General features: G+C 55.1%; 8 protein-coding genes and 1 pseudogene. 4 read left to right on the top strand and 5 right to left on the bottom strand.

Translation table 11 applies throughout. The annotated features are described in order from the left end of the window. Positions 1–188 precede the first annotated feature (188 nt). On the top strand, positions 189–1,850 hold the full coding sequence (locus tag ACRXB1_RS03675; RefSeq protein WP_449491140.1) for an FAD-dependent oxidoreductase: 1,662 nt from the start codon (positions 189–191) through the stop codon (positions 1,848–1,850). Positions 1,851–1,912: 62 nt separating this feature from the next. Here the strand turns inward: ACRXB1_RS03675 and ACRXB1_RS03670 are convergent, their stop codons facing one another. The 4 genes from ACRXB1_RS03670 to ACRXB1_RS03655 all read right to left on the bottom strand — a co-directional run bounded on the left by ACRXB1_RS03670 (position 1,913) and on the right by ACRXB1_RS03655 (position 7,014). Further along, entirely contained in the window at positions 1,913–3,280 is a 1,368-nt protein-coding gene (locus tag ACRXB1_RS03670) for an oligosaccharide flippase family protein (RefSeq protein ID WP_449491139.1), read from the bottom strand. Between the two features lie 20 nt (positions 3,281–3,300). After that, on the bottom strand, positions 3,301–4,959 hold the full coding sequence (locus ACRXB1_RS03665) for a glycoside hydrolase family 44 protein (RefSeq protein WP_449491138.1): 1,659 nt from the start codon (positions 4,957–4,959) through the stop codon (positions 3,301–3,303). A gap of 8 nt (positions 4,960–4,967) precedes the next feature. Then, positions 4,968–6,206 carry a hypothetical protein gene (locus ACRXB1_RS03660; protein ID WP_449491137.1) on the bottom strand — a complete coding sequence of 413 codons (1,239 nt, stop codon included), beginning with the start codon at positions 6,204–6,206 and terminating at the stop codon, positions 4,968–4,970. Positions 6,207–6,291: 85 nt separating this feature from the next. Beyond that, positions 6,292–7,014 (bottom strand): polysaccharide biosynthesis/export family protein, encoded by a 723-nt coding sequence (locus tag ACRXB1_RS03655; RefSeq protein ID WP_449491136.1) that lies wholly within the window; start codon positions 7,012–7,014, stop codon positions 6,292–6,294. Between the two features lie 108 nt (positions 7,015–7,122). Here ACRXB1_RS03655 and ACRXB1_RS03650 point away from each other — a divergent pair, with 108 nt between their 5' ends. From ACRXB1_RS03650 to ACRXB1_RS03640, 3 genes are all read left to right on the top strand, one after another. Then, positions 7,123–9,276 (top strand): GumC family protein, encoded by a 2,154-nt coding sequence (locus tag ACRXB1_RS03650; RefSeq protein ID WP_449491135.1) that lies wholly within the window; start codon positions 7,123–7,125, stop codon positions 9,274–9,276. Between the two features lie 25 nt (positions 9,277–9,301). Continuing rightward, entirely contained in the window at positions 9,302–10,273 is a 972-nt protein-coding gene (locus tag ACRXB1_RS03645) for a DUF6492 family protein (protein ID WP_449491134.1), read from the top strand. Positions 10,274–10,880: 607 nt separating this feature from the next. Next, on the top strand, positions 10,881–11,543 hold the full coding sequence (locus ACRXB1_RS03640) for a methyltransferase domain-containing protein (protein WP_449491133.1): 663 nt from the start codon (positions 10,881–10,883) through the stop codon (positions 11,541–11,543). A gap of 183 nt (positions 11,544–11,726) precedes the next feature. On the opposite strand, the pseudogene ACRXB1_RS03635 reads toward ACRXB1_RS03640, so the two are convergent. Then, a pseudogene (locus ACRXB1_RS03635) lies at positions 11,727–11,878 on the bottom strand (IS5/IS1182 family transposase); the annotation flags it as partial. Between the last annotated feature and the right edge of the window lie 180 nt (positions 11,879–12,058).

The following is a 12,058-nucleotide window of genomic DNA, read 5'->3' as shown; positions in this document are numbered from 1 at the left end:
TATTGCCCAAGGCATGCATACTGAATTTAAAAAAACCTGTCTTCTGTGCGAAGAGACACACAACGGGCGTTTAGGAAAACAATTTGTTTTGGCCAAGAAATACGTCATGAAGAAGTTGCGAATCGGCTACCATCGCGGCGGCCCCTTCCGCATTATTTTTTCGCTTCCGTCCTTTTCCTCAACAAACGATGATCGTAGACGCCCGTAAAATTCCAGCCGGTACGGTGTTGCACGCAGACCTGTGTGTTGTGGGTGCCGGTGCCGCCGGCATCACGCTCGCCCTCGCGCTGGAGGAAAGCGGGCTCGACGTGATCATTTTGGAAAGCGGTGGGGATAAGAACGAACCGGCAACTCAACAGTTGTACGCGGGCACGGTGGTCGACGATCGCCTGCATCCACCTCCCGAGCACTATCGAGTACGTCACTTCGGCGGCTCGACCAATATCTGGGGCGGGCGGTGCATGCCACTCGACGCCATCGATTTCGAGGTTAGGGATTACATAGCAAATAGCGGCTGGCCAATTACGATGTCGGATCTGATGCCGTTTTATCCTCGAGCGAACCGGCTATGTGAAGCTGGAGAATTTGCGTACACCGCCGAAGATGCATTCGACAGGCCACTGCAACCGATGATCGGCGGCTTCGAAAGCGAGGTATTTTTATCCAATACCCTCGAGCGCTTTAGTTGCCCAACGAATTTCGGCCGGCGCTATCGCGAACGTCTCAAGAAAAGCCGCATACGCGTGCTGCAGCATGCCAACTTGTGTCAATTGCCCATGCGAGCCGGCTTTTTGAGGACTGTCGGAGCTGCCAGCGTGCGGGTAATTGGCGGTTCTGCCTTTACCGTGGCAGCGCGCGCCTATGTACTTGCGACCGGTGGACTGGAAGTGCCGCGCTTGCTGCTGAACAGTCCCGGCCCAAGCGGTCGTGGCTTAGGCAATACGCATGATGTGGTGGGCCGCTATTATATGAGCCATATCGCGGGTACCATCGGAACCCTTGATCTCGCTACGGCAGACTCCGTGTGGCATGGCTACGACGTGTCCGACGAAGGCATCTACTGCCGCCGCCGGCTGGCGCTTCACCCCGATGCACAACATGCAATGCGCGCCGGCAACTTCGTTGCACGTCTTCATCACCCTCGCATCCCCGACGCCGGGCACGGTAACGGCATCCTATCTGCGCTGTACCTCGCGCGCAGCATCGTTCCTTACGAATATGCGAAGCGACTGTTCGACAAGACTCCCGATAGTCGAACGAGCTCGACGATAGCGCACATGAAGAACGTAATCTGGGACGTACCCAATACTGCAGGCTTCCTATGGCACTGGTTACGGCGCCGCACGCTGGCGAAGCGGAAGTTCCCGTCGGTGATCGTGAGGCCCGCCAATTTGCGTTTCAGCCTCGACTTCCACGCGGAACAGGCGCCCGACTGGTCAAGCCGCGTCATGCTCGGCGAGCAGCCCGATGCCTTGGGCATGCGGCGTATTCACGTGGATTGGCGTTATACGAAACAGGACGTGGCCACAGTAAGCATTGCGCTAGCAGCTCTTGCACAAGAGATCGAACAAGCAGGGGTAGGCCTATTTACGTACGATCCCGAGCAGGTGGAGGCTGAGATGACACGCTATGGCGCCTACGGCGGCCATCACATCGGCACTGCCCGCATGGGGCACGACCCACGGTACAGCGTCGTCAATTCCGACTGCAGACTTCATGAAGTAGATAACGTGTATGTCACGGGCGCAGCAGTCTTCCCCACGTCGGGCCAGGCGAATCCGACCCTCTCTATTGTCGCGCTCGCGCTGCGACTCGCCGGCCATCTTCAAAACGCAGACACCCTTTCGTGATTGCCGATCGTATCCGCACGCGAACTCAAGCCTGGACGATGACACTGGTCGCCTAAAAGGCGTCAATGTTCGTTGTTCCGCGACTCCGTGCGAAGTGTCCTGCGCTCACGCAACCATCGCCATAGCGTCCGAAGCGGGAACACGCCGAGCAATCTGTGCGCGGCCCAGGCGGCAACGGCGCCATTGACGGCGATCGCCAACGAAGTGGCTGCAGCAGCGCCCACGCTACCTTCCAAAGGCGTGAGTACCGCAAGTCCAACCAATAAGACAGCGACCGAAACGAAATTGATGCGATAAAGCACTGATGTGTACGAAGTCATGCCTAGCAACTCGGGCATGGCGGTAAAACAGGCGGCGGCAATCTGACCAAGCGCGAGCACCCGCAACGCGGCAGCGCCCTGTCCATAGCCGGTGCCGAATAATGCCAGCAAGTGCTCAGGAAACAACAACATGGCTGCGGCCACCGGCAATGCAAGACACAGAACCAGGCCGACCGCCTGAGCGGCATTTCTATCCAATCCCGCAAGATCCCTCTGGGCATACAAACTGGCAAATTTAGGCACTGCCATTCCGGTGACACCGCTGATCAGCAGATTGACGACCAACGCGACGCGCCACGCAAGCGCAAACAAGCCTGTCTCGTATGTAGACGCGACAATCCCGAGGACGATAGCGGGTGCTGAAGTAATCAATAGCTTCGTCAATTCGAGTGTAAAAAGCGACAACCCGGGTTTGATCAAGCAGAGTGCACTACTCGGCGGCTCATCGGTCCGCGGCACCTCGCGCAGAAACCGCTTCAGCAGGAATGCGCCGATCAAAGCCGTCACCGCAAAGCTTACGGCCATCAAGATCAGGGTACTGGAAACTTTCAGATTTCCGGTAAGTGCTATCGGGACCGCGGCAGCGCAGAAAATCGCAGGCCAGAGCCACGAATAAATCATTTGGCTGTACCCTACACGCTGCAGTCCAGCTAATGCGCCGGCTAACGTGGCTCCCAGATTTTGCGGAATCATCGAGAGCGCACCCAGCACCAGCGGCACGGCAAGCTCAGGTTTTTTCAGAATGATGTCTGCCAACGCAAAGGCGCCCGCGGCGAGCAGCACCGTGACGGCGGTGGATGCTATCAGGACTAACAGAAACGCCCGTCGAATAATGGGACGCACTCGTCCGGACTGTCCAGAGGACAGGTCTATCGCGATCTGACGCGTCAACGCCTGGTCAATGCCCAGGCGACCGAAACCGGCAAGCGTCACCATCGTACTGAAGACAATGTAGAAACTGCCAGTCTCGACGACGCCCAGCCACGCTGCGATTAACAGATGGAATCCGTAGCGGCTTGGAAGATCGAGCAGACGCACACCCAGGCTAACCAAAGAGCCCCGGATCATTGACGCCCCGGCGCGACCAGTCGATTTTTCTTTCTCGCTCACCCGTATTTCCACCTAATTTCCTATTTTGCTGAAGGCCGCAAGACAAATAGCGTCACACTCTGTTGCGGCACCGTGGTCTGCAGCGAACCACTTGCGTAGCTGGTGTCATTAAGCCGAGATATCTTATTGTCGGCGAGCTGCCATACTTCAGTCGTTCCAGCGGCAGCAAAGTGACCGAGCTGAATCGTGGCGGCCGCATGCCGGTTCAGTTGTTTGTTGACGACGACCAATGTCATAGCATTGTCCGTGCTGCGCAACGCAGCGAAGGCGGAAACGTTGTCCGGGTCTGGAACCGCCACATGAATACTGGTTGTTCCGAAACCGCCGCCCTGTCCATCGTAGTTGCGATACAACTTAATGGATTTATAAACCGGCATGTCCGCGCTTAACGTGCCCCATCGTGTCGCGAGATCGAGTCCTTCGCGGCCGAATATGCCCAATAGGTCCGCTTGCGTCGTCGCGCCATTCATCAGCGTCTCGCCTCCCCAGCTATATTCGGTGAGCGCTATCGGCGTACCGGGTACGTAATAGGTACTCACCCAATGATGCATTAAGGGGATCAAGGCGACTACACTGTTGATCCAGGTGGGATCCCTGTAGGTTGCATCCCACAAATCGCGGGTTGAGCGGTTACGGGCTAATTCCACCGCGGGCGAATCGACCACGCCGGCATCGGAGTATTCACCGCCTTGTGGATAGAAGTGTAGGCTAAGAATATCAACTGGATGGCCAGCGGCCTTCCACTGCGAGAGCAACCACGGTACATAGTCCATCCCCTGGGTCTCGCTTTCGCGGTCGGGCCCTTGAGCGCCCGGATGGTCCGTTTCGTATTGCTGGTCGAAGCCGCTATCGTGGTAGCCCTGCCAGCCCCATTCTTCAGGGGCGAGAATTTTGGCCGTGAGGTCCACGGACTTCACGGCATGCGAATATGCAACTACCTTGTCGGCTATTTCCTGGGCATGGGCGCCTGTGGGATGGACATCGCGATGGATCAATTGCCAAACACTGGATTCGTTGTCCATGGCGTAGTAATGCACATTGCCTGCGGCAGTCACGCTAAATTCCTTGACCAACGCCGTGACGCGCGCATTCTGACTTCCCGGATCGTCGGGAATGGTCGCATCGTCCGGACTGTTGTTGATGATAGGCGTTCCATCCATAGCGACTCCATTTCCGGCGTCTTTCAGACTATTCACGTCGTGATTGATCTGTGCACCATATTTGGCAATCGAGAAGCTGGCTAACGATTCCCGGTTTACGCCCAGTTTCGCAACCCTTCCGAGCATCGGGATGGTCAATATCGGTTCAGCACCCCCCGCTCGGGAAAGCGCGACAAACCGATCGCCAAACTGGTCGTTAGGATCGGCAGGGTCGATGGAAAGGCTTTCGAAGTACCAATCCCTACCCGCGTTCCGTGCATCCATGCGCCAATTGTAAGCCGAGGCGCTATCACCACCGGATCGGTTAATGGGAATGCGCAGGTCCTTGAGCGTCGCCGTGGTGCCAAAATTAATTCCATAGATCAACGGGCTGATAGCGTGACGGCTTGCCGTGGCGTCCACTAAAATCGCGACCTGCAATGGCGATTGGCGCGTCAATTCGGTACTTGCTGCCCAGATTGATAAGCTCAGCGTTGCCGCGCAAAGCACCGTCAATCTAATTATTTTCGATACTTGCATAGGGCACCTTATGTATCAGCATTGCCGCAAAATCGCCCCGTACGCCATATATAGACGAAGATCGCGAGAATTACCGCGGTCTCCCCAGGCGCCAGCGTGGGTGGGTAGAAAAAAGAGATGAGCAGGATATAAATCAAGTAATCGAGAAGCGCACCCAAAAAATCGTCCTGGACTTCGCCGCGCAGGCGCCAGTAGAAAAAGATTCCGCGAAGTTGGAAAGCTAAAATAATCAATGCGCCGATTATGCCGTATTCAAAGACTATACCGAGCCAAGTGATATCGGCCAGAAAGAAGAAGTGGTGAAAATAATCGAGTAGTGAGTTCGAAGCGGTTGGGCTAATGGTGCCGGCGCCAAACAGCCAACGCAGCGGCTCGTCGCCTAAAAACCCGCTAGCCAACTCGATGGAGATACGACGGGTATCGAATCCGGTATCTGCACCTGCACTGAATGTGGTTGCAAGGTAACCCGCCGAAAACACCGCCGTGAGCGCTATCGGCGCACAGATCAAAAGTCCGATACGCGCCAGCGGTCGCACCCACCGAAAAGTGTTGATAATCACGATGCCCGTGACGCCAATTATCATCGCGCGGGTCTTCACAATCAGCAATGTCACAGCAAAAGCGATTGCGGCGCCTAACAGGTAGCCCATATGCCGCTCGAAGAACGCGCGGCGATAGCAAAAGAACAGCAGGATGATGGGAAAGTACATCGACATCCGGATGCGGTGACCCCGGTTGTCGTTAGTGAAGAAATTTGCCTGTCCCACCACATAGGAGTCTTTGTACCAGCTGGACGGTACCACGGCCCAAAGCAGGATCAAGGTGCCGATCACAGCTACAGCCAGCACTACAAAACCGCGCTGCAATTCGCTAAGAGAAGGCTGGAGCGTCAAAAGCAAAGAAAGGAAGGAGAAGAAATACAGGACGGGTAGCAGCTTCACTTGCGCGGTTATACTGGTGAAAAAGCTTTCGTGGAATGTAAAAATTGCAATGAAACTAGGCACCAACATGAGCCATACTAGGCTAGTCAGTATTTGGCGCGTCATCGGGAAGCGCGACTGGCCATGCAGCAGAAGTACCGCAGGCAGTGACAATACCGGGAATGCCTTGGAGAGCGCCCAGAGCGGTGGCAGCGCACTGATGTAATGGAAGGTCTGGCCAAACATGGGCAAAAGCACAAGCAGCCACCACATCACGCGTGGCCGGGCGGGCGCGGCCGAGAAGACCGGCGCAACAACGCCGGTCATAGAATCTGTTTCCATCTCGTATAGTTTCCCTGCCTGAGTCTGCGGAGCTCGGCCCGACGGCCATGAATCATTGAAGCGTTGCTGCTTACCGCACTCCGGCCGGGTTGTTTGTGATGCTCAAATCAACGCTCCGACTGAAGGGTAATGCCTGATTAATGTATTGACTAACCCACTGATCCACCTCGGCAACGGAAGACTTCGGCACGAATATAGTATCTGAAGCCTGCAGCACGACGTCTTGTGATGGGTCGCCCCGTTGCGTCAACGCATCAATATCGACGGTGCGCAACATCGGACGCCCATCCGGGCTACGGCGAACCAGCACGATCTCTCCGCTGCGGGCCATATCGTTAAGCCCTTGCGCGGCGATGATCGCCTGCATGACGCTCATCCCCGCCTTCAGCGGCACGACGCCAGGCTTCGCTACCTGGCCGCCGACGAAGACGTGGGCCGCCGATTCGACAATACTCACCGAGGGATAGGCATGCGCGGTGATGTTATTGGCAGCAAGCGCTTTGTCCAGACCGGCGGCAAACTGTGCTACCGAGAGGCCTGCTGCCGGGACCGTGCCGGCGAACGGCATTGTCAATGCGCCGTCAGGTGACACAGTGCCTCGGTAGTTCAGTTCGGCGTTGAGGGGTAAAACGATTGACAACTCGTCGCCCGGCTGGATACGATACTCGGTGGGTGTAGCGTCCACCCAGTTTGCGAAGCGATCCGGTTGCTGATACTGCGAGTGCACCCAGGTTTGTGTGCAACCAGCAAGCGTCGCCAGTGCCAATAACGCGGTCAGCCGAAGAGTTTTCATGAATAACTGAAATAAGCAGTAATTTAGGGTCCAACCGCACAGACGGGCGTGGGAAAGGACATATTATATGCGTCTTATACCTCTCATGTTGGCTTAAAACGCATTCAAATGGTTATTGCGACTAGAGCACGGCCGGATCGAAAAGTTGCTGGTGTTGAATCGACAGTCCGAGATTACTTAAATACCACTTTTTATTACCGCAAAGTTGCGGTAAAGGTATTTTTCTTGGTCGTTGCTATTGCCACTGCAGTTGCTCTCTTGAAGCCGATGCCCTATCGGGCAGAGGCTACGCTTTTGGTGTTATTGGCGGGCTACTACGATCAGTCCAATAGTGTTAGTGGTGCTGCGGCATTACAACCGGCGATTGGTCAACTGAATGGGGTTGAAGCACAAATCCTGAGCAGCCCTGAACTTCATCGAGATGTTGTCCTGGCCAGGCTAGGGCCTAACGCCACCCCGCGCGAAATCGACAGTCAGCTCCAGGAATTCGAACGGCGTCTTCATATTGAGCAAAACGATCTGGCCAACACGATCAACTTATCGTATTCCGACGGCGATCCAAAGGCCGCTGCCAAAGCGTTGTCCGGTCTGCTTGACCAATACTTCCGCCGGCGCGCCACCATTTTCACGTCTGGCCGCGTCAGCTTTCTCGCGGGTCAGCGTGACGAGGTAGCATCGCAGTTAAAGAAAGCGGATGCCGAACTTGCGTATTTTGCGAAAACGCATGGCATCGTCAATATCACCGATCAGATTTCGGGCGCGCTAGCGCTTGAAAATCATTTGTTGCAGCGGCAACTCGAAAATGAGACCAAGCTCGCGCAGGATAGCGGCGAACTCAAATCGCTTCGGGCGTCGACAAAGGGCGTCTACCCAACCATTCAGATGTTTACTGACGACTCTGAAGCGGCTCGCGCGCTCGGCTCAATGCAACTCTCTTTAATGCAACTGGAGGCACGCCGCGCGGATTTCGCATCCCGCTATTTGTCTGATTCGCCCTATGTTAAGCAAATCGACCAGCAGATCACCGACATGCGCGCCATCGTTGCCGGACAAAAACAACAACTCGCCACCACGACCCGCTACGGTCACAACGATTACTACGACGTGGTGCAAGGGCGACTGTCCACCCTGAACTCAAGCATTGCCGGCGAGATTTCCCAGCAACAAGCGCTTCAGGATCAGATCGACGATGCTCGCGCGCGGCTTCAGGCACTGAGCGACGCCTCGGGTCAGATACGCCAGTTACAGTCGAACCGGGACATTCTGTCCGACAGTTTTCGGGACAGGTCGCGTCAGGTTGAGCTTGCCACTATCCAGCAGGGTCAGGTGAGTCAGGTCAACAGCACCAACGTTCGCATCATTCAGGCACCGTTCCCGCCTTCGCACCGCAGCGTATCGGCAGGCATGCTTATTGTGGCGAGCATTCCTGCGGGACTTCTGATTTCCGCGCTCGTAGTCTTGATGCTGGCAAGTTTTCGCGAAACCTTCCTGAGTCCAGAACAGGCGGAGCGCTCGTTATTGTTACCCGTGCTCAACGCCCCTGTCGTCACGCCGAGCGGCGCACCAAACCCGTCGCCATCCGGCACCGGTGGTGCTATCAACAACACTGGCGACGGCTTTACTCACATGGCATGCGGCCGCATTATAGCCGCCATTAACGCTAGTACGGACTCATTCTCCAAAGTGGTCATGGTCCTCTCACTAGGAGAGAACGATGAACTTTCGTCTGTCATCCAGGCGCTTGCGCTTGAACTGGAGCATCGCTCGAGCAAGTCCGTCTTGATCCTCGATATGGCGTCCACGTCCGACACGCCACTTTATGGTCGGGCTGACGCCTTTGGGCTGCTCACTTGGCCTGGAAAGGGCCATGCCGCCAGCGCGGTTGCCCTTCCTCGACGGGATACAGAACAAGCTGACGGGCTGCTACTCGAACGCGTCGACTGTCACAACATTGTTATTGCGCGCCCGAAGGACGGCTGCTTTCCTGCCTCGTGGCAGCAAACTATTCTCTTGTTCGTCGAATTGAGAAAGTCTCACGATTACGTGCTGGTACATGCGCCGCCGGCGAGCAAATCCTTCACCGGCATTGAGCACACGCAGCTGGCCGATGCGACCTTACTGGCTGTGCGCGCCGAAGTTACGCGCAAGCCGGCCATCAATGGACTAAAGGTACAGGTCCAGGAAGCGGGCGGCAAGTTGATTGGCGTGGTCCTGACACATCGCCGCACCTATATTCCCAGCTTCATTTACCGCTTAGTGTAACGCCTTGGACAACGATCGGAGTAGCATGACCCAGATCAGCGCAGTCTTGCCACTTAAAACGCGCGGAAGGCACTATGCCGACAACATTGGCCGTTGCGATATTCTGTTCTCATCCCTACGCCACTTCACCACGCCCGACACCTTTCATCGTTTCGTGATCGTCGTACCGCACGACGAGTTCGAGGAAGTCAAAGGCTATGCAAAGGCATGGTCCGACTTCCCGATCGAGGTCGTAGATGAATCCGTGCACATGGGCATATTCAACGAATTTTCGCAGCGTCACCAGATTCGGAACTGGCACCGTCAGCAGATCATTAAGCTATATGGAGCCGCACTGATCGAGACCGAGTATTTCCTGGTGCTCGATCCTGACTGCTTCGCGACACATACCTTTACTGCGGAGACACTGATCATCGACGGCCGGGCATTGACGCACTTCCAGCCACGCACCGTCGAGCCTTACTACTGGGAAGCATCGGGAAAACTGCTTGGCGTCGAACCGCACCTCGAGCGCACTGGGATCTGGTGGACACCGGCCATCCTGTCTCGCACGCTCTGCCTGAATCTGCATCGCCGCCTTGGCGAGCAGTTTGGCACCGACTGGCGCCGGGTGTTGCTCGCGAACTATACGATCGACTGGACCGAATACACGCTCTATTGGCTGAACGCCGAGCGCGAAGGGCTGCTCGATCAATACCATGCGGCCGCACCCGTTGGACAAAAGACACTGCATGCTGCTGAAAGCGTCTGGCATGCCAACAAGATGCAGCAGTGGGATGGCGCGCTGCAGTTTGCGGCGGACAGCGACGGTCTTTTTGCGGTGGTTCAAAGCAATACCGGTATCGCGCTAAGCAAGGTCGCCGAGACGCTCTCGCCGTATTTCCCGATTGCTATCCAGTCATACGAACGTCACATCGATCCGGCATTGAAGGGGGCCGAACTCTACTCTGCGTTAGCGCGTCGCGGACTGAAGTTGCTGCGCAAGTTACACCGCTGAAAACGGGAAGCCGCAGGCGTTGAACCGACAGGTGAAGAAAATAAGCTGCTTGTCAAGCTATTTTCGCTACCGGCCTGTTGCAACGTTCTCCGATTTTACTGGCCCATCAGACCAATCCAGTGCTGTGTCGGCGGCTGATGACCTTAAATAAGAGATAAGGACAAACGCGCGAAGATGAAAAAAAAATCGCGAGTCAGCGACGTGGGACTTCGGATATTTTTCCAGAGAAAAAGAACAACGTTGAGATGCTAAACCTGGTCCGTCCTCGATAACAACCCTCGGAAAACGTATGCGCGCCATTGAAAATACGGAAATAGAAGGCAAAGCGAAGTGTGCATTCGAGCGGCGTGACGGCAATTCATACTGTGTCGCAACAAGCGTCGCCTGGCGTACCTTCTCCTTTAACTTGGATGACGGCTGTGCGGTCTACGCCGCCCGAAGCCATAGCGTTGAATCCCCGCGCTTCGTTCACCATTTGTGATAAAGTTTATTCATAGATCTAACAATATTCGACCTTTGAAGGACACATAAAAATGAGGCACCGAGCGCGGCATACGGAATACGCACTTTATAAATGTTTCTCTTCGATTAAATGGGAGATCTGAATATGTTCCCAGCTTATCTAAAGCCAGTGAGCATGTTTTTCCGGAGGCGACGCAATCGACGGCTCGTTGCCATCATTGAGAAGCTTTGGATGGAAAATAGGCGTCTGGTTAATGTATTGGATATTGGCGGCTCGCTAATATTTTGGCTGTCGATTCCAGAGTCAGCCCGTGGAAAATGTAACATTAGTCTCCTCAATCTTCCCGAAGCCTACAAGGGTCTTCCGCAAAACGAAGACAGCCTGTCCGGGACAGTCACGCTCTTGATCGGGGATGCTAGAGATTTGAGTAGGTTCTCCGATCAATCATTTGATTTAGTGATATGCAACTCTGTCATAGAGCACGTGGGATCATGGACTGATATGCGAGCGGCTGCCAGCGAAGCGCGGCGAGTTGGACGGCGTGGATGGGTTCAGGTTCCCGCATTTGAATTTCCAGTCGAGCAGCATTTCCTGTTTCCCTTGATTCACTGGATGGCCGACGCGTTTCAGATTTGGTTGCTCAGGCATTTTCACAGAGAATTCAGGGGACCGTTGAGCGACGAGATGTATATGGCAGTTTATTATACGCGGCCACTTACACGCGCTCAGTTGAGGCATCTGTTCCCAGGAACCGAGATCCGATCTGAGTGGTTATTATTTCCCAAGAGCCATATTGCAACATGGTAATTTCCATTACCCGCCAAATAACTACGCCGATAATCTTAGGCCAAACCTGCTAGGCTGCGGAAAATATAGCCCGACTCTTACTGAGCCGTGAGCTTGATTGAAATTGTCGGCGTGGGATTTCTCATAGTTTGGAATCTGGACCGGTTAATTTCGGTTTCGACGTTCTCTTGCGCTTTTTTTGGTTCACTGCGGCTGCAACGGACGGAGCTGTCCCAAAGTGCGCATGCGCACGAGATTGTACGCAGCCATCGTCAGCAAGAACATCTGATCGACCTTTTCAGGCCACGCACCATCACTTGGCGCATACCGCCAATGCTCTTGGCCCAGCCAAAACCCTATTCAATTAGTCGACCTGCGAAATTCAGTTTGCGTGACGAGCGTAGCCGACTGCGTATTCCACGCAAAGTGAATGGCCATTCCACGGCAAAGTGAATCGTGATTCCAAGGCAAAGCGAACAGGAATTCCACGTCATCGCGAACAAACGGAGCGCAGCGACGCGGGGCCTTTGCTATTT

The organism is Caballeronia sp. M23-90 (assembly GCF_053574605.1).
The sequence above is the reverse complement of the archived record's forward strand: the minus strand, read 5'-3'. Positions and strand labels throughout refer to the sequence as shown.

Bases quoted from the DNA above. Each gene is read 5' to 3' on its own strand.
- ACRXB1_RS03665 (WP_449491138.1), bottom strand. From the start codon at position 4,959: ATGCAAGTATCGAAAATAATTAGATTGACGGTGCTTTGCGCGGCAACG.
- ACRXB1_RS03655 (WP_449491136.1), bottom strand. From the start codon at position 7,014: ATGAAAACTCTTCGGCTGACCGCGTTATTGGCACTGGCGACGCTTGCT.
- ACRXB1_RS03650 (WP_449491135.1), top strand. From the start codon at position 7,123: ATGGTTATTGCGACTAGAGCACGGCCGGATCGAAAAGTTGCTGGTGTT.
- ACRXB1_RS03675 (WP_449491140.1), top strand. From the start codon at position 189: ATGATCGTAGACGCCCGTAAAATTCCAGCCGGTACGGTGTTGCACGCA.
- ACRXB1_RS03660 (WP_449491137.1), bottom strand. From the start codon at position 6,206: ATGACCGGCGTTGTTGCGCCGGTCTTCTCGGCCGCGCCCGCCCGGCCA.
- ACRXB1_RS03640 (WP_449491133.1), top strand. From the start codon at position 10,881: ATGTTCCCAGCTTATCTAAAGCCAGTGAGCATGTTTTTCCGGAGGCGA.
- ACRXB1_RS03645 (WP_449491134.1), top strand. From the start codon at position 9,302: ATGACCCAGATCAGCGCAGTCTTGCCACTTAAAACGCGCGGAAGGCAC.